This is a genomic window from Amycolatopsis sp. GA6-003 (assembly GCF_046267895.1).
Lineage (GTDB): Bacteria > Actinomycetota > Actinomycetes > Mycobacteriales > Pseudonocardiaceae > Amycolatopsis.
The window spans coordinates 7,105,450-7,129,136 of sequence record NZ_CP176499.1; the positions used below are offsets into that span (position 1 = coordinate 7,105,450).

Genomic DNA, 23,687 nt, shown 5'->3' on the forward strand with positions numbered 1-23,687 from the left:
CGGTCAGGAATTCCCGAGGGAGAACTCGATTCCGGTGGCTTCCTCGGAAAGCGTCCACAATCGACGGCCCCGGGAAGGATCCCGGGAAGCGCCCGGCACCGTGCCCGGCCGGGGGCGGCCCACCGAGCCGAAGGCCGGGCCGTAGCAGGAACCGCCGGTCGCGGCGGGATCGACGGCGGCACGGACCGTGGGCCACGCGCCGTGGTCCTTGCCCTGGGTGCCGGGCGCGAGCAGCCGCATTATCGGCACCGGCTGGGTGATTCCCGGCCGCGCGGGGCTGGTGCGTTCGAGACTGAACCCCGGATGCGCGAGGATCGCCTGCACCGGGGAGCCCGCTGCGCGCAGGCGTCGGTCCAGTTCCATCGCGAACGATTGCACGGCGTGCTTCGACAGCGCATACGCGCGAAAGTCCGAATACTTGCGCGAACTCTGCAGATCGTCGAGGTCGTACGGGTACATCCGGGTGATCAGGCTGCCCGCCAACACCACGCGCGCGGCCGAGGCGGTCAGTACCGGCATCGCCAGCGCGGTGAGAGCGAAGTGGCCGAAGTGGTTGGTGCCGACCGCCAGCTCCAAGCCCTGTTTCGTGGTTCGGCGCACGGGGCCCGGCCCGGTGATGCCCGCGTTTTCGATCAACGCGTCCACGCGGTCCAGCCGTCCCAGCGCCTCGACGGCCGCCGGGACCGAGTCCAGGTCGGCGAGGTCCAGCGGGATCGTGCTCAGCGAAGCCGAACCGACGTGCGTGCGCACCATCTCGACCGCCGCGCGCAGCCGGGACGGATCGCGGCCCAGCAGTGCGACGTGGGCTCCGGCGGCGGCGAGTTGCTCGGTGACGAAGTAGCCGATTCCGGCGTTTCCGCCAGTCACCGCGTAGCACCGGCCGGTGAGGTCAGGCAGGTGTCGCGGATTCCACGCCATGATCGCTCCCCCGCCTAGTCCGCTGTCGGTTCGGACTATACGAACGCGGCGGTCAGTGCGTCGGCGCGGCCCCGGTGGTGGTGCTGGAAGTCGTGGTGCTGGAGGTGGTCGGGTTCGCCGGGGCGGAGCTGGACGACGGGGGCGTGCTCGTCGTCGGGGTGGGGCTGGTGCTCGTCGGCGTGGAAGGCGTCGACGGGGTGGTCGGCGTGGTGCTGGTCGGCTTCGGGGAGGAGCTGCTGCTCGGCGCGGTGCTGCTGCCGGGAAGCTGCGTCGGGGTGCCGGGCTGCTGGCTCGGCGGGGGCGGGGCGACCGGCGGCGGGGGCGGGGCGACGTCGCCCGCCGGGCTGCCCGCGGCGGCTTCGACCGCGCCCGGGCCGGGCGGGGCCCCGATCGGGACCTGGCTGTCCGGCAGCTTCGAGACGCCGTTGCGGTAGCCGTACGCGTAGGCCATCACGGTGTCCACATAGGACTGCGAGTTGTTGTACCGGCGCACCGCGAGGCGCTGGTTGGCGTCGCTGGAGAGGTCCAGACCTCCCGAGCACAGGTAGCGCGCGGTGGCGAGGGTCTCGTCGTAGACGTTGTTCGGGTCGGAGACGCCGTCGCCGTTGCCGTCGGAGGCGTAGGACGCCCAGGTCGACGGGATGAACTGGGTCGCGCCGACCGCGCGGTCCCACACCGGGTCGCCGTCGTAGCGGCCGTGGTCGGTGTCGCGGATCGCGGCGAAGGCGCCGGAACCGTCGAGGACCGGGCCGAGAATGCGTTCGAGGGTGTTGCCGCGGGCGTCGACGTAGCCGCCGCGCGCGTGGTTCGACTCGACCCGCCCGATGGCCGCGATCAGCGCCCAGTCGACGTGGCAGCCGGGCTGTTCGCGGGCCATGATGTCGGCGGCGTTGCGGTAGGCGCGCAGCATGCTGTCCGGGATGCCCAGCGGACCGGCGGTGGTCGCCGAACCGGGGCCGTTCGGGTAGCCGGGGACGCCGAGCGCCTGCGGGACCGGCGGCTGCGGGAGGCTGCCGTCCACGCCGATCGGCGGGAGCGTGATGCCCGGGGGCAGCCCGGGGACGCTGGGCGCGGCCTGGGCGGCCGACGGCGGCTCAGCGGCGCGCAACGCCACCGGGATGCCGGACGACGTCACCGTCGGCAGCACCACGAGCGCGCCTCCGGCGAGGGCGGCGAAAGCCCGGCTCCGGGCGTTCCGTCCCTGCGGGCGGCGTCTGGCCATGCTCGTCTCCCCGTTCGTTCTGCCGTCTGCGGCCAAGCTAGCGGATCCGTCCGCGATCCGGTGAGGGCTCGGCGGAATTCTGTCCGTTCCGGCCAACTTTCGTTCGTCTGGCATAAAACCTTTGGCGGGTTCCGGTCATCGGGGCTTAACCGGAACTTCGCCGATTAGGCCGAATGGAGCAATCCCTTCGTCGGGTCCACAGTGGACCCCGAGCCGAATTACGCCGCCGGGCCGAATCGTTTGCGGTATTCGGACGGCGACAGGCCGGTGTGCCTGCGCAGCTGCAGCCGGAGATTCGCGCCGGTGCCGAGCCCGCTGCGGGCGGCGATGCGGTCCAGACCAGCTTCGCCGCGTTCGATGAGCCTGCGGGCCAGCGTCACGCGCTCGGCGGTGAGCCAGGCGAGCGGCGTCGTGCCGAGTTCCGCGCGGAACCGGCGGTGCAGGGTGGCGGCGCTGGTCGACGCGCGGGCGGCGAGGTCGGTGACCGTGAGCGGCTGGTCAAGACGCTGGCGGGCCCATTCCAGTACCGGTGCGAGCGAAGCGTCGGGAATCTCCGGCATCGGGCGTTCCACGAACTGCTGCTGGCCGCCTTCGCGATGTCCGGTGAAAACGAGGCGGCGGCTGACCGCGTTGGCGATTTCCGCGCCGTGGTCGCGTTGGATCACGTGCAGCGACAAATCGAGCGCGGCCGCGCTTCCGGCGGCGGTGAAAACTGTGCCGTCCTCGACGAACAGCACGTCCGGCTCCAGCCGAACCTCCGGATAACTCGCGGTGAACGCCTCGGCCCATCGCCAGTGCGTGGTGGCCCGGCGATTGGCCAGCACGCCCGCCTCGGCCAGGGTGAACGCGCCGGTGCAGAAGCTCATCAACCGCGCGCCGCGGGCGTCCGCGCGCTGGATCGCGGCGAGGATTTCCGGGTCGGCGGGAGTGTGCGGATCCGGCCGGTTGGGGACGATCACCGTGTCCGCGCTGTCCACCGCGTCGAGGCCGGCGACGTCGGCGAGGGTGAAGAAGCCGAGGTGCATCCGGGCTTGCCCGCCGGGGGCAGCGAGCGCGAAGTCGTACCACGGCCGCCGCAGTTCCGGCCGGCGCAGGCCGAACAGCTCCGTCGCGACCCCCATCTCGAACGGGTTCGAGCCGTCGCCGACGATCATCACGACGCGATGCGAGGATCCTTTCGACATATGCGATTCCTAGCACTCCCGGTCGCGCGAGACCAGGCTCAAGATCGACCTATGCCAACTCAGCCCCTCGACCTGCGGGCCGTGCTCGCCGGTTTCGACGCTCCGTGGAGCCCGCGGATCGTCGCGAACGTCAACGACTACGACATCCGCCTCGCGCGATTCCTCGGCGAACACGTGTGGCACAAGCACGACAACACCGACGAGTTCTTCCTCGTCCTCGACGGCAGCATCGAACTCGGCCTGCGCGAAGCCGACGGCGAACGGACCGTGACGCTGACCCGCGAGCAGGGGTTCGTGGTCCCGCGCGGCACGTTCCACAAGCCGTCCTCGAAGGAGGGCGCGGTGGTGCTGCTCGTGGAGCCGACCGGCACGCTTTCTGTCGGCGACGAGCACGAAGAAGTGCCCGACCTTGTCGACGTGACCGTCGGGCATCGCGTCTGACCTGCTGGGTTGCACTGTGGGACGGCGTATCCTCGCCGTCATGAAACGCACTTCCTTCGCGCAGTGGCCGTGCTCGATCGCCCGGACCATGGACCTGCTCGGGGACTGGTGGACGCCGCTGGTGCTGCGGGACGCCTTCTACGGCGTCCGCCGCTTCGACGAGTTCCAGCAGGCGCTCGGCATCGCGCGCAACACCCTCGCCGACCGGCTGCGCAGGCTGGTCGACGAGGGGCTGCTGGAAAAGCGCGCCTACCAGGCCGAACCGGTGCGCTACGACTATGTGCTCACCGAGAAGGGGCGCGATTTCTGGGGTGTGCTGGCCGCGATGACGGCCTGGGGCGACCGGTGGCTGGCCACCGAGGCGGGCCCGCCGATCGTGCTGCACCACGACGCCTGCGGGCACGACACGACCGCGGCCGTCGTGTGCGCGGACTGCGGCGAGCCGTTGTCCGCGGACGACACCCGGATGCGGCGCGGGCCGGGCTTTCCGGAGCGGCTCGCGCAGCGGCCGGACGTCCAGGCGCGGTTCGCTCCGCAGGAGTAGCTGTCCTCCCGGCTTCCGGGCGGCCGGTGGCGATTGACAGCGTCAGTCTAGTTACGCAACTATGCTGGTCGAGACGCCAATGGAGGAGGACTCACGATGGAGTGGACCGGCGCGCGGTACGCGGACGCCCCGACCGTGCAGGTGGACGAGTGGATCGACGGCTCGCCCGAGCAGGTCTGGCGGTTCGCCTCCGACGTCGCGCTCATGCCGGAGCTGAGCGGTGAACTGCAGTCGGTCCGGTGGTGCGACGAGGGTTCGGCGCCGGCGCTCGGCCGGTCTTTCGTCGGGCGCAATCACCACAAGATGCGCGGCGACTGGGAAACCACCTCCTGCATCGTCGAGTGCGAGGAACCGCGCGTCTTCGCCTGGGCGGTCGGCGATCCGGCCAATCCGACCGCGGTCTGGCGGTTCACCCTCGCCCCGGAGAACGGCGGCACGCGGCTCACGCAGTGGGCGCAGATGGGGCCGGGGCCGTCCGGGGTGACCGAGGTGATCGCGCGGATGCCGGAGAAGGAACAGAAGATCGTGCACGTCCGGCTGACCGAGTTCGAGGCCGCGATGGCCGCCACGCTCGGCGCGATCAAGGAGCGCGTGGAGACCGCCGGATGATGCGCACGGCCACCACCGTCGAGGCGTCGTCCGGCTGGCCGGAAACCCGGGATTTCGTGCTGGAGGCGGAAAAACTGGGCCTCGGCGAATGCTGGGTGGCCGAGGCGTGGGGGTCGGACGGGCCTTCGGTGCTCGGCTATCTCGCCGCGCGCACGAACCGGATCCGGCTCGGCTCCGGGATCATGCAGCTCGGCGTGCGCACGCCGGTCGCGGCCGCGCAGGCCGCGCTCACCCTCGCCGAGATGTCCGGCGGACGGTTCTCGCTGGGACTCGGACCGTCCGGTCCGCAGGTGATCGAGGGGCTGCACGGGGTGCCGTTCGCGCGGCCGCTGACGCGGATGCGCGAGACGGTGCAGATCATCCGCAGCGCGTTCGCCGGCGAGAAGATTTCCTTTGCTGGCAAGGCTTTTCAGATTCCGTTGCCCGGCGAATCCCGTCCGATGCGGCTGTCGGCGACGCCGAACGAGGACATCCCGATCTACCTGGCCACGCTGTCGCCGCGCATGCTGGAACTCACCGGCGAACTCGCCGACGGCTGGCTGGGCACGAGCTTCGTCCCGGAAGGGGCTGAAGCCTACTTCCGCCACCTCGACGCCGGGCTCGCGAAAGCCGGTCGCAGCCGCGCCGATCTCGTGGTGTGCCAAGGCGCGGAGGTCGCGTTCGCGTCCGATGAGGACGAACTGCGCACCATGATCGCCGGGCGCAAGAAGGAACTGGCGTTTTCGCTGGGCGGGATGGGTTCGGCGAGCACGAACTTCTACCACGACGCCTACAGCAGGCAAGGCTGGGCCGAGGTCGCCGGGCAGGTGCGGGAACGCTGGCAGTCCGGCGATCGCGACGGCGCGGCCGGGCTGGTGACCGACGAGATGGTGCTCGCCACGACGCTGATCGGCACCGAGGACATGGTCCGCGCGCGGCTGAAAGTGTGGCGCGCCGCCGGGGTCGACACGGTCCGGCTGTATCCGGCGGGCGACACCCTGGACAAGCGGCTGGCCGCGCTCGGCCGGGCACTCGAGTTGGTCACGGAAGTGCCCTGAGAGACCGAGTATTGGGCCAACCGGCTGCGTCGGCGGGTCCGGCTGCGCCATAGTGTCGGCGATCCCGAACCGCAAGGAGTCGCTCGATGCGCAAGATCGTGTCCACGTTGTTCGTTTCGCTTGACGGCGTGGTCGAGGCACCGGACCAGTGGTCGCTCTCGTACTGGAACGACGAGCTGGAACACGCGGTGGGCGACGGCATGGCGGACGCCGACGCGATGTTGCTGGGCCGCGTGACCTACGAGGGGTTCGCCGAGGCCTGGCCCGGCCGCACGGACGACCCGGGCGCGGAATTCATGAACAGCGTGCCGAAGTACGTCGCGTCCACCACCCTGACCGCGGCGGACTGGCACAACACGACCCTGCTGCGCGGCGACTTGGGCGAGGCGATCGCGGACCTGAAATCCGGCGCGGGCGGCGACATCATGACCAGCGGGAGCACGACGCTGGTGCGGTGGCTCCTGTCGCACGGGCTGGTGGACGAGCTGACCCTGCTGCAGTACCCGGTGGTCGTCGGGAAGGGACGGCGGTTGTTCCCGGCGGACGGGCCGCAGCTGGACTTCCGGCTGGCGGAGACCACGGCGTTCCGCAACGGGGTGCTGCGGCTGGTGTATCAGCCTTCGGACGACTAGGCCGCTGCGAACCCCGGCTTTCGCAGCGGTTCGCGAGGGGAACCCTCCGGGACGCTGAGTCCCTCGGGGTTCCCCGCCCGGACCTCAAGCTCAGTTAACCTGCCGTTCCTGCCCCTCCCAGAACGGCTGGCGCAGCTTGAACTTCTGGATCTTCCCGGTAGCCGTCCGCGGCAGTTCGGCGAGGAATTCCACCCGCTTCGGGCATTTGTACCCGGCCAGGTGCTGGCGGCAGTGCGTGATCAGGTCGTCCGCTGTCACCTCGGTCCCGTCCGTCACCACCAGCGCCGTGACCAGCTCGCCCCATTTCTCGTCCGGGATGCCGATGACCGCGGCTTCCCGGACGGCCGGATGCGAGTTCAGCGCGTCCTCCACCTCGATCGACGACACGTTCTCGCCGCCGGTGATGATGACGTCCTTCTTGCGGTCGGCGATGGTCAGGTAGCCGTCGGCGAAGGTGCCGCCGTCGCCGGTGTGGAACCAGTTGCCTTCCTGGACCCGCGCGGTCTCCTCCGGGTTTTCCCAGTAGCCGTCGAGGTTGTGGTTGCTCTGGGTGAGGACCTCGCCGTCCGCGTCGATCGCGACCCGGACGCCCAGCGCGGGAGCGCCGGCGCGGCCGAGGAGTTTCGCCTGCTCGTGCGGGTCGAGGCCGGCCCATTCGCTGCGGAAGCGGTTGACCGTGACCAGCGGCGAGGTCTCGGTCAGGCCGTAGATCTGGATGAACTCCCAGCCGAGTTCCGCGCGCACGCGTTCGATGGTGCGGGTCGGCGGCGGCGCGCCGGCCACCACGATGCGGACCCGGTCGCGGCCGGGGATTTCGCCGTCCCAGGCGGCGGCGCCGTCCAGCGCGGCGGTGACCACGGCGGGGGCCGCGCACATGATCGTCACGCCGTGTTCTTGCACGCGGCGCAGGATCTCGGTGCCGTCCACTTTGCGCAGCACGATGTGCCGTCCGCCGAGACCGGTGACCGCGTACGGCATGCCCCAGCCGTTCGCGTGGAACATCGGCAGCGTGTGGAGCAGGACGTCGTTGTCGCTGAGCGTGGTGTGCAGGCCGAAAGTGGTGGCGTTGAGCCACAAATTGCGGTGGGTGAGCTGCACGCCCTTCGGCCGCGCGGTGGTGCCGGAGGTGTAGTTGATCGTGGCGGTCGCGGATTCGTCGGCGGACCACGGCCGCGGTTCGCCGTCGCCGCCCCAGATCTTGTCGTCGTCCTCGCCGAGGACGAACACGTGCTTCGCGGTCACGCTGTCCAGCAACGGTTTCAGCTCGGGATCGATCAGCAGGACCTCGGCGCCGGAATGCTCGACGATGTAGCGCACCTCGGCGGGCGCGAGGCGGAAGTTCACCGGCACCAGGATGCGGCCCCAGGCGGAAACGCCGAAGAACGACGTCAGCAGCCGCGCGGAGTTGTGCGAGACGATCGCGACCCGGCCGCCGGCGGGAACGCCGAGTGCGTCGAGATTCGCCGCCTGCGCGCGGGCGCGGCGGGCGAGTTCGCGGTAGGTCACCTCGCCCCAGGACTGCGCGGGCTGGGCGGGCTCGTCCACCACCGCGATCCGGTCCGGATACACCGTTTCGGCGCGGTCGAGGAAATCGCGGACACTGAGGTCATAGAACACGTGCCGATCCCTTCGCGTCAGCGGGCCGCACTGCCCGCGCGGGTGATTTTCGCTCGGCGGACCACATCCAGCCACCCCACATGGAGGGTGTCTCCCCGGCGGGCTGGGCGCTGGCTCGCCGCGGCGGGACTTCTCCGCATCGGCCGTCGCCAGGTCCTACCGCAGCAGCCCGGCGGCCCGAGCCCGGTTCACCGCCTGTATCCGGTTGGACACCGCGAGCTTCCGCATCGCATGCTTCAGATACGACTTCACGGTGTTCGGCAGCAGGCCGAGCCGGTCGGAGATCTCGTCGTTCGTGCAGCCCTCGCTGACCAGCCGCAGCACGTCGACCTCGCGCGGGGTCAGCGCGACGCCCGGCAGGTCCAGCTCCGGACGCAGCCGCTCGCACACGGCCAGCAGCCGTTGCCGGGCGCTCTCGTCGCTGATCGAACCGGCGATGGCGGTCAGTTCGGCGTGCAGGTCGCCGCGTTCGGCGGCGGGGACGACCGCCGGCGCGGCCAGCCGGCGCTGTACTTCCTCTTCGACCTCGATGTCGCGTCCCAGCCGCGTCGCCACCGCGGTCGCCGCGTGCAGCAGCCGGTCGCCGAACGTGATCGAATCCCGGGACGCCGCGTACAGCACCGCGCGCGTGGTCTCGCCGACGCGCACCGGCAGCGCGACCATCGCGCGCAGCCGTTCGGGGGCCACCGCGTGGTCGTATTTGTGCGTGATGCCCTGCGCGCTCAGGTAGTCGACCACCGTCGACGGCCGCGCCAGCGCCACCGCCTTGCCGCCGAGCCCGGCCCCGGTGTCCACCCGCAGGTGCTGCATCGACCGGGTGTCGGTGCCGCGCAGCTGGTCGATCACGTGCGAACGGGAAGCCGTCGAGACCGGTCCGCCCATCGCCACCGGCAGCTCAGTGGCGATTTGCAGTGCTTTGAGCGCGCCGGCGACCAGGGGGCTGGCCGTCAGCGCGAGCCGGCCCGGAGGCGTCATGGGCACCGTCCCGCTTCACTCGACCTTGAGGGGTGGACGTCCACGTTACGCGTTGCGTCGCGTTCGGACTACTCGTGTGGTTCGGTGGCACACGTGGCAACCTCGGATTTCGATACCGTCGCCGACCGGCTCTACGCGGGCGAACCGGCCGACTTCGTCGCGGAGCGCACCGCGGCCGCCCGCGCGGCGAAGGAAGCGGGCGACGTCGAGCTGGCGCGCCGGATCCGCGCGCTGCGCAAGCCGACCGCGGCCGCGGCGTACGTCAACCGCCTGGCGCGCGACGGGTCCGCTCCGCTGGCCGAGCTGGCTTCGCTCGGCGACAAACTGCGCGAAGCGCACGAGAAGCTCGACGGCTCCCGGCTGCGCGAACTGGCGCACCAGCGGGCCGAGCTGGTGCAGCGGATCATCCGGGACGCGACCGGCCTGAGCGATACCGTCGAGCGCGAGGTGGAGGAGACGCTGGAGGCGATCGTCGCGGACGCCGACCTCGCCCGGCTGGCCCTGGCCGGGCGGCTGACGTCGAAGGCCCGCCAGGACGCCGACCGCTGGCTCTCGCTGCCGACGAATCCCGCGCCCGCCAAGAAGACCCGGCAGTCCGAAAAGGACCGGAAGGCCGAGGAGGAAGCCCGGGTCCGCGCACTGGAACGGCGGCAGGCGGTGCGGGCGCGGGCGGAGGCCGAACGGAATCTGCAGCGCGCGGAACGGACGGCCGAGCAGGCCGACGACCGGGTGACCGAATTGCGGGAACGGCTCGCCGACGCGGAGCGCCGCGCCGCCCGGGCGGCCGACGAACTGGCCAGGGCGCAGAAGACCTTCGAGGAAGCCGACGACGCCGTCCAGCGGTCTTGAGGCGGGGCCGAAGGTTCGTGAGGGGAACCCTGAGGGCATTCGAGGGGTGGTTGCAACGCGGGTGGTTATTTGATGTGGGGGAGGCGTTCGGCTGGGGTGTCCCAGTCGAGTGTTCTTGCGGGGGCGGCGGTTGAGTTGTGCGGCGCAGTTCGCCGGGGCCCTCCCGCCCGGATCGGCCGATCAAAATACCGGCGGCGTTCCGCCGCCAGCCTCGAACACTGCAGCCCTGACACAACTCAGGCGTCGCACCAACCACCAGAACCCAAGCTGATTCCCGGAGGGTTCCCCTCACGGCGCGAGCGGCGGGGCAGCCCTCGGCTACCGGGAGATTTCCGTTCCCGCGCACCACACCGCGCGAATCGCCCGCGTCGCCGACAGGTCCGCCACCGGATCGCCGTCGACCAAGACCAGGTCGGCCCGCAGCCCGGGCCGGATCTCGCCGCGGTCGGTCAGCCCGAACGCCTGGGCCGGGTCGACCGTGGCGGCACGCAGGATCTCCACCGTGGTCAGCCCGGCCTCGGCCAGCAGTTTGAACTCGTGGTGCAAGCTCGATCCGTGCGGGACGGCGGCCGGGGCGCCGGGGTCGGCGTTGCTGTCGGTGCCGGCGAGGATCTCCACCCCGGCCGCGCGCAGGGCGGCCACGTTGGCCACGAAATCCCCGGGAGCGCCAGCGAAATAGGGCAGCGCCGCCTCCATCATGGTGAGCGTCGGAATCGCCGTCTGCCCGGCGGCTTTCATCGCCGCGACGTCCTCGGGGGCGATCCGGCCGAGCACCGGCACATGCGTCACGAACCGCGCGCCGGTCGCCACCGCCAGGTGGTACGCGCCGGGAGTCGCCGCGTGCAGAACGGTGTCCAGACCGCGTTTCCGCGCCGTGTCGACCAGCGCCCGCAACGCCTCGGCGGGCGGCCCGCCGTCGCCGGGAGCCTCCGCGACGCCCTTGACGTAGTCGACCCCGTCCGCGACCCGCTCCTCGACGAACCGGACCGCCTCCGCCGCGGACGTCACGACGGCGGAAGCGGGCATCCCCGGGATCCGGACGTGCATGCCGCCGGGCCCGATCGCGGGCGTGCCGGCGCTGCGGAAATCCGCCGGGCCCGCCGAGCGCAGAGCGGCCACCCGAGAAGCGGGGAAACACGCCATGTCCAGGCCGGTCGTGATCCCCCACTCGGCGAGCAAGGCCAGCTGCGCGGGCTCGGTCAGGTGCACGTGCGAGTCGATGAACCCGGGCAGCAGCGTCGCCCCGGCCGCGTCGATTTCCCTGGCCCCGGACGGATCGGTGCCGAGCACTGCCCCGTCGATCACGACGGTGCGCGGCTCGGTGAGCCCTCGCCCGTCGAAGACGCGCGCGTTGCGCAGAGCGGTCTTGGCCACGATCCCTCCCCGGGTCAGTGGACGCGATACCGCAAGAGTACTGAGTTGTCGTCCACCAGCGCGGAAAGCAGTTCGAGCTGCCGCGGGTCGATGGCCGCGCCCATCGCGACGCGGGGTGCGTCCCCGGCGATCAGCATCGGGGCGACGGTCAGGCGCAGTTCGTCCACCACGCCCGCGGCCAGCAGCGACGCGAACAAGTGCGGTCCGCCCTCGCAGTCGATCCGGCGGAGGCCTCGCCGGGCCAGTTCGTCCACCGCGGCCCGCAGGTCGACGTCGCCGTGCCGGGGGCGCGGGCGCTGGTCGTCCGGGTCCGCGTGCAGGGCCGGGTCGCCGGTGGCCTCGTGCAACGTGGGGTCGCCGGTCCCGGCGATCAGGACGTCCGCCCCGGCCGACGCCCACGCGGCGCGCAGCTCCGGGTCGGTCGCCGCGCTGGTGATGACGATCGTCGGCACCAGCGCCTTGGTGATCACCGGGGCGTCCGGCGGCAGCGAACGGCCGGTGCTGACCACGGCGATCGGCGCGATCGGGGCCAGCCCGTGCCTGCGCCGCCGTTCCGCGGTCTTCTCGTCCGGGCGCAGGCCCTCGAATCCCTCGGCCAGCGCGGTGCCCGCGCCGACCAGCAGGACGTCGGCGAGGTCGTTGCCCAGCCGGTAGACGATCCGGTCCGCGGGCGTCGACAGCCCGCCGGAGCGGCCGTCGATGGTGATCCCGCCGTCGGCGCTCGACACGAAGTTCACCGCGAGCCACTTCGGCACGTCTGGATAGCTGTACAGCCGCTCGACGTCGGCCTCGGTGCGGTCTGAGTTTCCGGGAAAGATCTCGCGCATCAGACCGACCGTACAACGTTCGCCGGCGGCCGGGTGCCGACGATGCTCGCCACCATCTCCGCGACCTGCCGCGTCTCGCGGACCTGGTGCGCGCGGAACATCGCCGCGCCGTGCATCGCGGAGACCGCCGTGGCGGCCAGCGTGCCGATCACTCGTTCGCCGACCGGGAGGTCCAGCGTTTCGCCGATGACGTCCTTGTTCGACAGCGCCATCAGCACCGGCCAGCCGGTCGCGACCAGCACGTCGACGTGCCGCAGCAGCTCGAGCGACTGGTAGGAGTTCTTCCCGAAGTCGATGCAGGGGTCGATCATGATGCCCTCGCGCGGCACGCCCGCGGCGAGCGCGCGTTCGGCCAGCTCGGTGGTTCCTTCGACCACCGCGGCCACCACGTCGTCGTACACCGGTCGGAGCGCTTCGGTGCGCGGCACGAGACCGTTGGTGTGCGAGCAGATGTAGCCCGCGCCGTGTTCGGCGGCGACGTCGAGGATTTCCGGCTCCACCGCGGCCCAGTTGTCGTTGACCAGGTCCGCGCCCGCGCGGCAGACGGCGTCGGCGACCTCGGCGCGGTAGGTGTCCACGCTGATCACCAGCTCGGGGAAGTTCTCGCGGGCCCATTCGACAGTCGGCACGACCCGCCGGATCTCTTCGGCCGCGGTGACCTCGGGGCCCTTGCCCGCGGGTACGCCGCCGATGTCGATCAGGTCGGCTCCCTCGGCGTGCGCGCGGCGGATGGCGGCCTGCGCGGGTGCTTCTTCGAAAGTCGCGCCGTTGTCGTAGAAGGAGTCGGGGGTGCGGTTGATGATGGCCATCACCAGGGCGCGGTCACTGGTGAGGCGACGGCCTCGGAACACGAGGTCGGGCGTGTGCATGCGGTCTCCCGGGCCGGAACGAAGATCTCGCGTGATCATAGGCGAGTTCGCGGCGGGAGTACGTCCGGCAGGTGGCGGGCGGAGAGGTCCGGAGGCCACCTGCGTCCGGGCGTTCGGTCGAGCTGCGGACAGCGGTGCGATCAGGAGACGAGCGCCTCGTTGACGGTCAGGAACTCGTCGGCGGTGCGGGTGGCGGAGAATTCGATCACGCGGTAGCGCGCGAGCCGTTGCAGCACGAGCGGGTCGGTGGCGAGCACGGCGTCGAGCTTGCCGCGCGCGCACGGGCGGGTGATGATGACCTGGTCGGCGTCCTCGTTTCCTTTTCCGGAAACGAGGAACAATCCGTGCGCGAACTGGCTTCGCAGCCACTCCGCGTGTTCCGCGAGCGCGTAGTCGACTTCGTTTCGAGGCGCTGTGTAGGACAGCAATGCGATGTACATGGCCTCAGGGTAGGACGCTCGGTCGGATGGTGCATCCTCCTCCCGAGTGCCGGCTAGCTTCATCGAATGGTCAAGTATTCCCAATAACTCTTTACGGATAACCGTACTGCCCGGATTTCCGTTGCCGGGTACGGAAAATGCTGCCGCCCGGCGTTTCCGCAGGACATTTCGGGCGGATGGTCAAGACCACCCCCAGTTCTGCGTGAAGCAGCCGGCCAGATAAAGATCCACGCGGTCGGCGAACCGGCTCGGATCGCGTCCGGTGAGTTCACCGATCCGGGTGATCCGGTATCGCAGAGTGTTCACGTGCAAGTGCAGAGTGGCCGAAGTTCGCGTCCAAGATCCCGAATGTTCCAGGAACGCCTTGAGCGTCGTTATCAATTCGGAACCGTGTGCCGCGTCGTACGCGAGTACCGGACCCAGTACTTTTTCGCCGAATGTCCGGCGCAAGTCCTCCGGCACGGCGGCGAGCAGCAGCAGATGCGACGCCACCTCGTCGCCGGACAGCACCGTCGCGCGGCCCGGGGTCAGCGCGGCCAGGGTGCGCGCGTGCCGGGCCTCCTGCACGCCGGCGCGGAGACCGGCGGCGTCCGCGGCCCGGCTGAGGCCGAGCGTCAATCGCGCGGACCCGAGCGCGGGCTCGATCGTGTGCACCGCTTCCCGCAGCGCCTCGGTGTCGCGCGAGGAGAAGAGGCCGAACGTCTCGCCGTCGACGGTCGCCACCAGCATCGGCTGTCCGGTGGCCGAAAGCAGTTCCTCCACCAGCACCTGCGCGAGCCCGGGCCCGCCGCCGCGGACCTCGGCGGACAGCGTCGTCACCGGTTCCTGCGGCGCGAACCCGGCGGCGGCCAGCCGCGACGTCAGCTCGCCCGGCGCGGCGTCGTCGGAGAGCACCAGCCGCAGCAGCGGTTCGGCCGCCCGGTTCTCGATCCGCCGGGCCTCGTCGACCCGGGACCGTTCGAGCCCGACCAGCGCCGCGAGTTCCAGCGCCAGCTCCCGGCGCGCGGACGGCCACTGCGCCGGATCGCCGTCCACCACCAGGAACCAGCTCGCGATCCGGTGCCCGGAGCGGCCGGCCGCGCCGAGCAGCGTGACCGGGCCGTCCTGGCACGGCAGCCGTTCGGCGCGCAGGAACTTCCGGGCCAGCGCGGTGCGGCGCGCGGCGGGCAGTTCGGGTCCGCCGGCCAGCTGCCGCCCGGTCGCGCTCAGCACGACACAGCCGGCGCCCAGCTCCTCCTCGCCGGCCTTGACCAGCGCGGACAGTCCGTGGCCGGAGGTCACCGCGGCCACCAGCCGCCGGTGCGAATCGCGGGCGGGAGCCGAGCGTTCCGCGGCCAGGCCCAGGATCACCCGTTCGGCCACGGTCGCGAACGAAACCGACACCGGCACCTCGAACAACGGCAGGCCGACGCGTTCGCAGGCGGCCACGAGGTAGTCCGGCACCGGGCCGCCGACCTCGGCGGTGCCCGCCCCGAGCGCGGTCACGCCCGCCGCGGCGAGTTTGCCGACGAACGCGTCCGCGTCCGCCGGACCGGGCAGCCAGCGCAGGCCGCACAGCACGATCTCGCCGCCGTCGAGGTACCGCGTCGGATCCTGCAGGGTCGCCTGGAAGACGCGGCCGAACTCCCGGTCGCGCGCCTTCTCGCCCGCCAGCAGCCGCAACCCCAGCTCCGGGGTGTCGAGCAGTGCACCCAGCCGCATGCGCGCCTCCTTCCGCCCATCAGTACCGCACACCAGAGGGGTTTGGCGGAAACTACGAAAAACCGGCCGTTCGCCGCCGCCGCTTTCGGCGGATCTGCCGTGGCCCGGGCCACGCCGCGGCAGGTGTACTCACTCGGCGAGCGAACGAGAAGGGATGACCAATGGCGATCGTTCTTGGCGACAACCGCTACGGGAAGGCCGAGAACCGGCTGGTCCGCGTCGACCGTGCCGGAGACGAGCACCGGCTCACCGACCTCACCGTGAGCGTGTCGCTGTCGGGCGACCTGAGCGACACCCACCTGACCGGGGCCAACGACAAGGTGCTGGCCACCGACACGCAGAAGAACACCGTGTTCGCCTTCGCCCGCGACGGCATCGGCGAGATCGAGGACTTCGCGCTGCGGCTGGCCCGGCACTTCGTGTCCAGCCAGGAGAGCATCCACCTCGCCCGCGTCGGGATCGTGGCCCATCCGTGGGAGCGGCTGCGGGTCGGCGGCCGTCCGGCGCACCATTCGTTCGTGCGTTCCGGCGCGGGCACGCGCACCGCGCGCGTCACCTACGACGGCGAGCGGGCCTGGGTGCTCGGCGGGGTGGAGGACCTGACCGTGCTCAACTCCACCGGATCGGAATTCTGGGGCTTCCCGCGCGACGAGTACACGACGCTGGCCGAGGTCAAGGACCGGATCCTCGCCACCGCGGTGTCCGCGACCTGGCGGTTCTCCGTCGAGGAGACCGACTGGGCGCACGCGCACGAAACCGCGGTCGCCACGCTGCTCGACGCGTTCGGCGGCACGCACAGCCTCTCCCTGCAGCAGACCCTGTACGCGATGGGCCAGGCGGTGCTGGAGGCCGTCCCGGAGATCGCGGAGATCCGGTTCTCGCTGCCGAACAAGCACCATTTCCTCGTCGACCTCGAGCCGTTCGGCCTCGACAACCCCGGCGAGGTCTTCTACGCCGCCGACCGGCCCTACGGGCTGATCGAGGGCACCGTCCTGCGCGACGACGCCCCGCCGGCCGGCCCGGCCTGGTCCTGAGCACACCGAAACCCGAGCTGTTGGGAGCGCTACTGTCATGACCGTGTCCATCGATGCCGACGTCGAACGCGCCTGGCTCGCCGAATGCGTGCGGATCGCCGAGAAGAACGTCGCCGACGGCGGCGGCCCGTTCGGCGCGCTCGTGGTGAAGGACGGCGAGATCGTCGCGACCGGCGTCAACCGTGTCACCCCGACACTCGACCCGACCGCGCACGCCGAGGTGGTCGCGATCCGCGCCGCCTGCCAGGCGCTCGGCACGTTCAGCCTGGCCGGCTGCGTGCTCGTCTCCTCGTGCGAGCCGTGCCCGATGTGCCTCGCGTCGTCGCTGTGGGCGCGCGTGGACCGCGTGCTGTACGCGGCCGACCGGGACGACGCCGCCCGCGCCGGTTTCGACGACCGGGCCTTCTACGAGCTTTTCGAACACCCGCGCGAAACGTGGCAGACCCCGGTTTCGCGAGTGTCCACACCGGACGCTTTCGCCCCGTTCTCCGCCTGGCTCAACCGGTCCGACCGGATCGAGTACTGAGCCGTCGTGAGTGGCGGTCCCGGTTCTAACCGCGATCACCGCTCACGACCCCCCACCCCACCGGGCCGCCCTCCCGGTGCTGACCGGAGCACCAGAAAAACGCAACCGTCCCGCCGCGCCGCCCGTTGCCTGTGCCAAGGGGTGCGGTTCGGCACACCCACCGGCAAGGGGAGGACGCATGACCCAGGTACGCCTCGACGAAGCGGTGACCTCGGCTCCCGGACCGCAGCGCAAGTCCATTGTGGAGCGACTGTTCGAAATACGCGCTCGCGACACTACCGTGGGCCGGGAAGTGCGCGGCGGCTTGACCACCTTCGTCGCGATGGCCTACATCGTTTTGCTCAACCCGCTCATTCTCGGCGCTTCCGCCGACATCACCGGCGCGAAACTCAGCGCCGCGCAAGTGACCACCGCGACCGCGCTCGCCGCCGCGGTGATGACTGTCCTCATGGGACTCGTCGGCAACGCGCCGCTCGCGCTCGCCGCCGGGCTCGGCATCAACGGCATCGTCGCGTTCCAGATGGCCCCGGCGATGACGTGGGCGCAGGCCTTCGGGCTCGTGGTGCTGGAAGGCGTCTGCATTGTGCTGATGGCGGTCAGCGGGGTCCGGGAACGCATTATGAACGCGATTCCCGGGCCGCTGAAAACCGCGATCACCGTCGGCATCGGGCTGTATATCGCGCTCGTCGGACTGGTGAGCGCCGGGTTCGTCACGCGGACCCCGGACGCCGCGCATTCGACTGTCCCGGTGCGACTCGGGCTCGACGGGCATCTCGACGGCTGGCCGATCGCGGTGTTCTGCTTCGGCTTGTTGCTGATGACCGTGCTGATGTCGCGGAAGGTGCCGGGCGCGGTGCTGATCAGCATCGCCGCGGCGACCGTGCTCGCGGTGGTGCTGCACGACGGATTCGGCGTCGGCGAATGGGGGTTGACGACGCCGACGCTGCCGAATTCCGTGGTGGCGGCTCCTGATTTCGGGCTGCTCGGGCACGTCGACCTGTTCGGCGGATTCGCCAGGGCGGGCGCGCTGACCGCGACGATCTTCCTGTTCACCCTGGTGCTGTCCGGATTTTTCGACGCGATGGGCACGATCACCAGCGTGTCGGCCGAGGCCGGGTTGTCGAAGAACGGCCGGGTGCCGAGGATGGGCCGGATCCTGTTCGTGGACGGGGCCGGGGCGATCGCGGGCGGGGTGTCCGGCTCGTCGCCGAACACGGTGTTCCTGGAGTCCGCGGCCGGCGTCGGGGAGGGCGCGCGGACCGGGCTGGCGAGTGTCGTGACGGGACTCTTGTTCGGGGCGACGCTGCTGTTCACCCCGATCGCGGGCATTGTCCCGGCGCAGGCCGCCGCGCCCGCGCTCGTGGTGATCGGCGGGATGATGGTGGCGCAATGCCGCAATATCCCGTGGAACGACCCGGATTACACGATTCCGGTGTTCCTGACGGTCGCGCTCATTCCGTTCACCTACTCCATCACCAACGGCGTCGGCGCGGGCCTCATCGCGTTCGTGCTGATCAAGACCTTCCGCGGGAAGTGGCGTGAAGCAGGCTGGATCCTCACCGTGCTCGCGCTCGTGTTCACCGTCTATTTCGGAATCGACGTGGTGAAGGCGATCCTCTGACAGAAAGCCCGGCTACCGCCCCACCACCACCCTCAACGGAGCGGCTGCGCCGCGCGGAAAGGATTCCACAATGCCTCTGATGTTCCTCAACGGCGGCGCGATGCGCGGCGAACCCCTGCACCATCTGCTCGACGGCGCTCCACTGGTGGCCGAAACGACCACCGCCCCGAAGTACCGGTTCTATTCGGTGGGCGGGCAATGCCCGGCGCTGGTCCCGGTAGCGCACGGCGGCGCGGCGATCTCCGGCGAGGTGTACGACCTCACGCTGGACCAATTGCGCGACCGGGTGCTCCCGTCCGAACCGCCGGAGCTGGAGCTGGGCGTGGTCGAACTGGCCGACGGCAGTTCGGCGTTCGCGATGCTGCTGCGGCGGCCGCAAACCTCGCACGTGCAGCTGCGGGACATCACGGAAATCGGCGACTGGCGTGCGTTCAAGGCCGCGGCGTGACGGTTCTGGTCGCCCCGGACAAGTTCAAGGGCTCGCTCACCGCGGCGGAGGTCGCGGAGGTGGTGGCCGCGGCGTTCGCCGAGGTCGCGCCGGGCGAGGCGGTGCGGCAGCTGCCGGTGGCGGACGGCGGCGACGGCACGGTCGCCGCCGCGGTCGCCGCCGGGTTCCGGCGGATTCCGGTGCGGGTTTCCGGTCCGACCGGCCGCCGGATCACCGCGTACTACGCGCTGCGCGGGACGGTCGCCGTGGTCGAGCTGGCGGAGGCGTCCGGCCTCCACCGCTTGCCCGGCGGCCGGCCGGAGCCGCTGACCGCGTCGAGCTACGGCACGGGCGAGCTGATCGCGGCCGCCCGCGCCGCCGGGGCGACGCAGATCGTGCTCGGCGTCGGCGGCAGCGCCTGCACGGATGGCGGGGCCGGGTTGCTGACCGCGTTGGGCGCGCGACTGCTCGACGCTTCCGGCGAACCGCTTCCACCGGGCGGTGCGGCGCTGGCGGAGTTGTCCACAGTGGAGCTGTCCGGACTGCCCGAAGTGGACATTGTCCTGGCGTCCGATGTGGACAACCCGCTGCTGGGGGTGGATGGCGCGGCCGCGGTCTACGGGCCGCAGAAGGGCGCTGGTCCCGCCGAGATCGCGGTGCTGGAACGCGGACTTGCTCGGTGGGCCGAAGTTGTGGGCTCCGCGCACGCCACCACCCCGGGCGCCGGCGCGGCAGGCGGCGTCGGGTTCGGTGTCCTCACCGGACTCGGAGCTCGCCTTCGGCCCGGTATCGAGGTGTTGCTGGAGCTGCTGGGTTTCCCGGCCGCGGCCCGTGACGCCCGGCTTGTCATCACCGGCGAGGGCTCGCTGGATACCCAGTCACTGCACGGGAAAGCGCCGATGGGCGTTCTCCGGGCCGCAGGCGGCACGCCAGTGGTCGCCTTGGCCGGGCGATGCCTGCTTTCCGCGCCGGAGTGGCGGGAAGCAGGTTTCGCCGGGGTGTACGCGCTGACCGATGTGGAACCGGACGAGCACCGGTGCGTAGCGGAGGCCCGTGCGTTGTTGCGGGACCGGGCCGTGCAGCTCGCGCGGGATTTCAGCCGAGCAGTACCTGCCTGACGTGGTCGGACAGGGGGAGTCCGGCCGCGTCGGCGGGGGCCAGCCAGCGGTGGTCGTCGTGTTCGGCCGGGTTGAGCTGAAGGTCGCCGAGGAATTCCGGATGCGCGTCGTAGTAGGCGGCATGCACGGTGAACGGCTTGCCGGTGCGGTCCGGCCAGGATTGGCGGGCCCGTTCCCCGGCGAGCCGCACGCGCAGCCCGGTTTCCTCGGCGACTTCCCGTACCGCGGTGGCCTCCGGGGCTTCGCCGGGTTCGACGGTGCCGCCGGGGAATTCCCAATGCCCGCCGAGGAAAGTGCCCGGCGCGCGGCGGATCAGCAGCACGGTTTCGCCGCAGGGGAGCAGGACGTAGGCGAGATGTTTGTCGGTTATGGCGCACCTCCGTTGGAGACGAGGATCTGACCGTTCACCCAGCCGCCTTCCGGGCCGCACAGGAACGCTACTAGGCCGGCGCAGTCGCGTGGGGTGCCGATCCGGCCTAGCGGATTGTGCTGTGCGAAGGCTTCTCGGTGGGCGTCGGGGATCCAGCCGGTGTCGGTCGCGCCCGGGTTTACCGCGTTCGCTGTGATGCCGAGGCGACCGAGTTCCCCGGCTGCGGCGAGAATGATGCGGTCGAGTGCGCCTTTGCTTGCCCCGTACGGCAGGTTGTGCACCACGGCGTCGCTGGTGAGTGCCACGATCCGGCCAGCGCCGTGCGGTCCGCGGTACCGCTGCGCGAACTCGCGGATCAACAGCCAGCTCGCGCGGGCGTTCACCGCGAAGTGCCGGTCGAAACTGTCCACTGTGGTGTCGAGCAGGCTGGAATCCACGGACTCGCAATGCGCGAGCACTAATGCCTGGACGTCACCGTCGATCTGGTCGAACAGTCTCGCGGGTGTTTCCGGGTCGGCTAGGTCGGCTTCGATGCCCTGGGCGGTTTCGTCGGCTCCCCATGGCATTCGGCGGTCGTAGTCGGACCAGTGCGTCGTGATGACGTTCCAGCCGTCTTCTCGCATCCGGGCGGCGATCGCGGCTCCGATTCCAGCTTGCCTGCCGACCCCGGTGATCAAGGCCGTTTTCTTATTCTTCAATGGCGCTGTCTTTCGTGCGGAGGTGCTGCCGGAACGTATAGGACGGATCGCTTTCCCGGCGGGTCAGGAACTCGGTGAACCGGACCTGCTCGCGGAGGGTGACGCCGTCGCGGATTTTCGCCGCCTGCCGGTGTTCGGTGTCGCGAATGGACTCGGCGAGCCGGAATACCTCGGCGGCTTGCGCGGCGGGGACGAAAAGCACGCCGTCGTCGTCGCCGAACACGAGGTCGTCGGTGGTCACGGTCCACTCGCCGACGGTGGCGGCTTCCAGCGCGTCGGCGGCGCGGTCGTAGAGGTGCAGCGGACCGGTGGAGAGCGAGCCCAGGCTGTACACCGGGAAGCCGATTTCGCGTAGTTCGGCGGTGTCTCGGTGCAGGCCCCAGATCACTATGCCGCTGAGGCCGGCCGCCGCTGTTTCGGCGGTGATGAGATCGCCGACACAGCTCTCGTCGAGGCGTCCTCGGTTGTCGACTACGAGGACGTCGCCCGGCTGCGCGGCGGTGAGGGCTTCCAGGAAGACGTCGACGCTGCCCGCGTGCCGGGCGGGGAGGACCCTGCCGCAGAGCTTCTGACCTGGGATGACTGCCCGGGTTCCGGCTGGGGCGCAGCGGACGGTCAGGCGGGCGCGCAGGCAGCCGTCGGCCAGGTGTGCGGTGGTCAGGGTGGCGAAACGGTCGGTCAGTTCGGTGTGGTTCATGCTTCCCGCCCTTCGTGCGAACTGCTTCACGCTAGCGGGAATCCGTGCTGCGGGGGCACCGGTTTTCGGCTCGCCGCCGCGCCGGTGGAAGGTCAGCTGAGCGCTTGAGTCTCCCGGCCGGCCGCCCAGGACGCCAGGAGGGCGAGGCTGTCCGCGGCGGCGGTGCCGGCGGGTGCGGTGTAGACGTTCAGGAGCAGGCCGGGGTCGGTGGGCAGGTCCATCGATTCGACGTCCAGGTCGAGCCGGCCGACGACCGGGTGGTGCAGGCGTTTGCGGCCGGACCGGTGGAGCCGGACGTTCTGGGACGCCCACTGCCGCCGGAACAGTTCGCTGCGGGTGGACAGTTCGCCGACCAGGGCGATCAGGTCTTGGTCGTGCGGGTCGCGGCCGGCTTCCATGCGCAGTTTCGCGGCTACGTCGGAGGTGACGCGGTCGTAGTCCACGAAGAACGTTCTCGCCGCGTCGGGTTCCAGGTAGAGGAAGCGCGCGGTGTTCGCTGATTGCCGGGAGCCGGTCAGCATCGGGGAATACAGCGCGCGGGCGAGGGGGTTCGTGGCCAGTACGTCGTAGCGGCCGTTGCAGATCCAGGCCGGGGCGTCGGTGATGGCGGCGAGCACTTGGCGCAGCGCCGGGCGCACCGTCGCGGCGGGTCGGCGGCGGGGACTGCCGGGTGTCCTCGATCGGCGCGCGAGCTGGAACAGGTGCTCGCGCTCGGCCTCGGTGAGGTGCAGGGCGGCGGCCACCGCGTCGAGCACCCCGTCGGAGGCCCCGGCGAGGCTGCCGCGCTCCATGCGCACGTAGTAGTCGACCGACACTCCGGCCAGCAGCGCGACTTCTTCGCGTCGCAGACCTTTGACCCGGCGGTGGCCGCCGTAAGCGGGCAGCCCGGCCTGTTCGGGCGTGATCCGCGCGCGACGGGAGCTCAGGAACTCCTTGATCTCGGTGCGCGGATCGATCGTGGCCACCCCCTCACGGTAAGCCCTGCCCGAACGCGGAGGGAGGCCCTGGCGGTACCCCGATGGCCGCGTTCCCGTGCGGCGCGGCCGGAAAAGGCCCGTGACGGCTAGCTGCCCGAGGCGGTCGTGGCGATGCCGCCGTCGACCGGGACGATGGCGCCGGTCAGGTAAGACCCGGCCCGGCTGGCGAGGAAGACGGCGACGCCCGCCATGTCGTCGGCGCGGCCGAGCCGGCGCAGCGGGGTCTTCGCCGCGATCGTGTCGCCGATGGCGTCGATCGTGGCCGCCATCATCTGAGACGGGAACACTCCCGGGGCCACCGCGTTCACCGTGATGTGCTGCGGGCCCAGTTCCCTGGCGAGCACCCTGGTGAGCTGATGGAGTGCCGCTTTGCTGGCGGCGTACGAGTAGTTGGGGGCCTCGGCGACGTGGACGGCGGCGATGCTGCCGATGTTGACGATCCGGGCGGGATCGGCGGCGGTCCCCGCCCTGCGCAGAGCCGGGAGCAGCGCCTGCACCAGCCAGAACGGCGATTTGAGGTTGAGGTCGAGCACGTCGTCCCAGTCCTGCGCCGGGAACGTCTCCAGCGGTGCGCGCCGCATCGCTCCGGCGTTGTTGACGAGGATGTCCAGGCGTTCCGAACCGGTCTGGACCAGCTCGGCGAGGCGCTGGCATTCGTCGTGCCTGGACAGGTCGGCGGGGATTGCTTGCACGTCGCCGAATTCGGACAGCAGCCGCTGTGCCTCCGCGCACGCGTCCGCCGTGCGCGAGCTGACGATCACGCGGGCGCCCGCCCGCAGAAGGCCGCGCGCGATCATCATCCCGATTCCCCTGGTGCCGCCGGTGACAAGTGCGTGTTTTCCGCTCAGGTCGAAAAGGCCGGAGTGAGTGGTGAACTGGCTGTCCGTCATGGGTCTTCGTTCCTTTGCTGGGGAAGCAGGTGCTCGCCCAGGCTGCCGGGATCGCTGGACCGGCGGGAGATCCTGGTGATACCGGTACTG

The 23,687-nt window shown here is 70.8% G+C and carries 26 protein-coding genes; 11 read left to right on the plus strand and 15 right to left on the minus strand.

The genetic code is table 11. The features are described from left to right. Nucleotides 1–3: 3 nt before the first annotated feature. The 3 genes from F9C12_RS32400 to F9C12_RS32410 all read right to left on the minus strand — a co-directional run bounded on the left by F9C12_RS32400 (nucleotide 4) and on the right by F9C12_RS32410 (nucleotide 3,324). Nucleotides 4–918, minus strand: coding sequence for an SDR family NAD(P)-dependent oxidoreductase (locus F9C12_RS32400; protein ID WP_409462892.1), 915 nt, complete (start codon nucleotides 916–918; stop codon nucleotides 4–6). Nucleotides 919–970: 52 nt separating this feature from the next. Then, nucleotides 971–2,140 (minus strand): lytic murein transglycosylase, encoded by a 1,170-nt coding sequence (locus F9C12_RS32405; RefSeq protein WP_409462893.1) that lies wholly within the window; start codon nucleotides 2,138–2,140, stop codon nucleotides 971–973. A 218-nt stretch (nucleotides 2,141–2,358) separates the two neighbouring features. After that, nucleotides 2,359–3,324: a helix-turn-helix domain-containing protein gene (locus tag F9C12_RS32410; protein WP_409462894.1), complete on the minus strand. Its 966-nt coding sequence runs from the start codon at nucleotides 3,322–3,324 to the stop codon at nucleotides 2,359–2,361. 51 nt (nucleotides 3,325–3,375) lie between these two features. On the opposite strand from F9C12_RS32410, the gene F9C12_RS32415 reads away from it, so the two are divergent. The 5 genes from F9C12_RS32415 to F9C12_RS32435 all read left to right on the plus strand — a co-directional run bounded on the left by F9C12_RS32415 (nucleotide 3,376) and on the right by F9C12_RS32435 (nucleotide 6,587). After that, nucleotides 3,376–3,765, plus strand: a complete 390-nt coding sequence (locus tag F9C12_RS32415) for a cupin domain-containing protein (RefSeq protein WP_409185547.1) — start codon at nucleotides 3,376–3,378, stop codon at nucleotides 3,763–3,765. Nucleotides 3,766–3,805: 40 nt separating this feature from the next. Next, the gene (locus F9C12_RS32420) at nucleotides 3,806–4,309 is read left to right on the plus strand and encodes a winged helix-turn-helix transcriptional regulator (protein WP_409185548.1); all 504 of its coding nucleotides are present in this window, start codon (nucleotides 3,806–3,808) and stop codon (nucleotides 4,307–4,309) included. Between the two features lie 96 nt (nucleotides 4,310–4,405). Next, a complete protein-coding gene (locus tag F9C12_RS32425) occupies nucleotides 4,406–4,918 on the plus strand; it encodes an SRPBCC family protein (protein WP_409462895.1) in 513 nt (170 codons plus the stop codon). Then, the gene (locus tag F9C12_RS32430) at nucleotides 4,918–5,955 is read left to right on the plus strand and encodes an LLM class flavin-dependent oxidoreductase (RefSeq protein WP_409467112.1); all 1,038 of its coding nucleotides are present in this window, start codon (nucleotides 4,918–4,920) and stop codon (nucleotides 5,953–5,955) included. The genes F9C12_RS32425 and F9C12_RS32430 overlap by 1 nt, the downstream gene beginning before the upstream one ends. Before the next feature lie 86 nt (nucleotides 5,956–6,041). Beyond that, nucleotides 6,042–6,587, plus strand: a complete 546-nt coding sequence (locus F9C12_RS32435) for a dihydrofolate reductase family protein (protein ID WP_409185550.1) — start codon at nucleotides 6,042–6,044, stop codon at nucleotides 6,585–6,587. 90 nt (nucleotides 6,588–6,677) lie between these two features. Here F9C12_RS32435 and F9C12_RS32440 read toward each other — a convergent pair whose 3' ends face one another. Both F9C12_RS32440 and F9C12_RS32445 read right to left on the minus strand, forming a co-directional pair. Continuing rightward, entirely contained in the window at nucleotides 6,678–8,204 is a 1,527-nt protein-coding gene (locus F9C12_RS32440) for an AMP-binding protein (RefSeq protein WP_409462896.1), read from the minus strand. A 156-nt stretch (nucleotides 8,205–8,360) separates the two neighbouring features. Then, nucleotides 8,361–9,179 carry a LuxR C-terminal-related transcriptional regulator gene (locus F9C12_RS32445; RefSeq protein WP_409462897.1) on the minus strand — a complete coding sequence of 273 codons (819 nt, stop codon included), beginning with the start codon at nucleotides 9,177–9,179 and terminating at the stop codon, nucleotides 8,361–8,363. Between the two features lie 93 nt (nucleotides 9,180–9,272). On the opposite strand from F9C12_RS32445, the gene F9C12_RS32450 reads away from it, so the two are divergent. Then, on the plus strand, nucleotides 9,273–10,028 hold the full coding sequence (locus tag F9C12_RS32450; RefSeq protein ID WP_409462898.1) for a hypothetical protein: 756 nt from the start codon (nucleotides 9,273–9,275) through the stop codon (nucleotides 10,026–10,028). 318 nt (nucleotides 10,029–10,346) lie between these two features. Here the strand turns inward: F9C12_RS32450 and F9C12_RS32455 are convergent, their stop codons facing one another. From F9C12_RS32455 to F9C12_RS32475, 5 genes are all read right to left on the minus strand, one after another. Then, nucleotides 10,347–11,402 (minus strand): amidohydrolase family protein, encoded by a 1,056-nt coding sequence (locus F9C12_RS32455; RefSeq protein WP_409462899.1) that lies wholly within the window; start codon nucleotides 11,400–11,402, stop codon nucleotides 10,347–10,349. Between the two features lie 14 nt (nucleotides 11,403–11,416). Beyond that, nucleotides 11,417–12,229 (minus strand): dihydrofolate reductase family protein, encoded by an 813-nt coding sequence (locus F9C12_RS32460; protein ID WP_409462900.1) that lies wholly within the window; start codon nucleotides 12,227–12,229, stop codon nucleotides 11,417–11,419. Then, a complete protein-coding gene (gene folP / locus F9C12_RS32465; RefSeq protein WP_409185555.1) occupies nucleotides 12,229–13,098 on the minus strand; it encodes a dihydropteroate synthase in 870 nt (289 codons plus the stop codon). The genes F9C12_RS32460 and folP overlap by 1 nt, the downstream gene beginning before the upstream one ends. Nucleotides 13,099–13,238: 140 nt before the next feature. Then, complete coding sequence (locus tag F9C12_RS32470; protein WP_409185556.1) at nucleotides 13,239–13,538, minus strand: YciI family protein; 300 nt, start codon at nucleotides 13,536–13,538, stop codon at nucleotides 13,239–13,241. Nucleotides 13,539–13,718: 180 nt separating this feature from the next. Continuing rightward, nucleotides 13,719–15,239 (minus strand): PucR family transcriptional regulator, encoded by a 1,521-nt coding sequence (locus F9C12_RS32475; protein WP_409462901.1) that lies wholly within the window; start codon nucleotides 15,237–15,239, stop codon nucleotides 13,719–13,721. Nucleotides 15,240–15,400: 161 nt separating this feature from the next. Here F9C12_RS32475 and pucL point away from each other — a divergent pair, with 161 nt between their 5' ends. The 5 genes from pucL to F9C12_RS32500 all read left to right on the plus strand — a co-directional run bounded on the left by pucL (nucleotide 15,401) and on the right by F9C12_RS32500 (nucleotide 19,965). After that, nucleotides 15,401–16,273, plus strand: coding sequence for a factor-independent urate hydroxylase (gene pucL / locus F9C12_RS32480; protein WP_409185558.1), 873 nt, complete (start codon nucleotides 15,401–15,403; stop codon nucleotides 16,271–16,273). Nucleotides 16,274–16,310: 37 nt separating this feature from the next. Further along, nucleotides 16,311–16,799, plus strand: coding sequence for a nucleoside deaminase (locus tag F9C12_RS32485; RefSeq protein ID WP_409462902.1), 489 nt, complete (start codon nucleotides 16,311–16,313; stop codon nucleotides 16,797–16,799). 178 nt (nucleotides 16,800–16,977) lie between these two features. Then, nucleotides 16,978–18,420: an NCS2 family permease gene (locus tag F9C12_RS32490; RefSeq protein ID WP_409185560.1), complete on the plus strand. Its 1,443-nt coding sequence runs from the start codon at nucleotides 16,978–16,980 to the stop codon at nucleotides 18,418–18,420. Between the two features lie 70 nt (nucleotides 18,421–18,490). After that, complete coding sequence (locus F9C12_RS32495; protein WP_409185561.1) at nucleotides 18,491–18,868, plus strand: gamma-glutamylcyclotransferase; 378 nt, start codon at nucleotides 18,491–18,493, stop codon at nucleotides 18,866–18,868. After that, nucleotides 18,865–19,965, plus strand: a complete 1,101-nt coding sequence (locus tag F9C12_RS32500; protein ID WP_409462903.1) for a glycerate kinase — start codon at nucleotides 18,865–18,867, stop codon at nucleotides 19,963–19,965. Before F9C12_RS32495 ends, F9C12_RS32500 begins: the two co-directional genes overlap by 4 nt. On the opposite strand, the gene F9C12_RS32505 is transcribed toward F9C12_RS32500, so the two are convergent. From F9C12_RS32505 to F9C12_RS32525, 5 genes are all read right to left on the minus strand, one after another. Further along, the gene (locus tag F9C12_RS32505) at nucleotides 19,943–20,287 is read right to left on the minus strand and encodes an NUDIX hydrolase (RefSeq protein ID WP_409462904.1); all 345 of its coding nucleotides are present in this window, start codon (nucleotides 20,285–20,287) and stop codon (nucleotides 19,943–19,945) included. The genes F9C12_RS32500 and F9C12_RS32505 overlap by 23 nt on opposite strands. A gap of 44 nt (nucleotides 20,288–20,331) precedes the next feature. Continuing rightward, entirely contained in the window at nucleotides 20,332–21,012 is a 681-nt protein-coding gene (locus F9C12_RS32510) for an SDR family oxidoreductase (protein WP_409462905.1), read from the minus strand. A 10-nt stretch (nucleotides 21,013–21,022) separates the two neighbouring features. Then, nucleotides 21,023–21,730, minus strand: a complete 708-nt coding sequence (locus tag F9C12_RS32515) for an RraA family protein (protein WP_409185565.1) — start codon at nucleotides 21,728–21,730, stop codon at nucleotides 21,023–21,025. Nucleotides 21,731–21,822: 92 nt separating this feature from the next. Beyond that, complete coding sequence (locus tag F9C12_RS32520) at nucleotides 21,823–22,695, minus strand: helix-turn-helix transcriptional regulator (protein WP_409462906.1); 873 nt, start codon at nucleotides 22,693–22,695, stop codon at nucleotides 21,823–21,825. Nucleotides 22,696–22,793: 98 nt separating this feature from the next. Then, nucleotides 22,794–23,597, minus strand: a complete 804-nt coding sequence (locus tag F9C12_RS32525; RefSeq protein ID WP_409185567.1) for an SDR family oxidoreductase — start codon at nucleotides 23,595–23,597, stop codon at nucleotides 22,794–22,796. Between the last annotated feature and the right edge of the window lie 90 nt (nucleotides 23,598–23,687).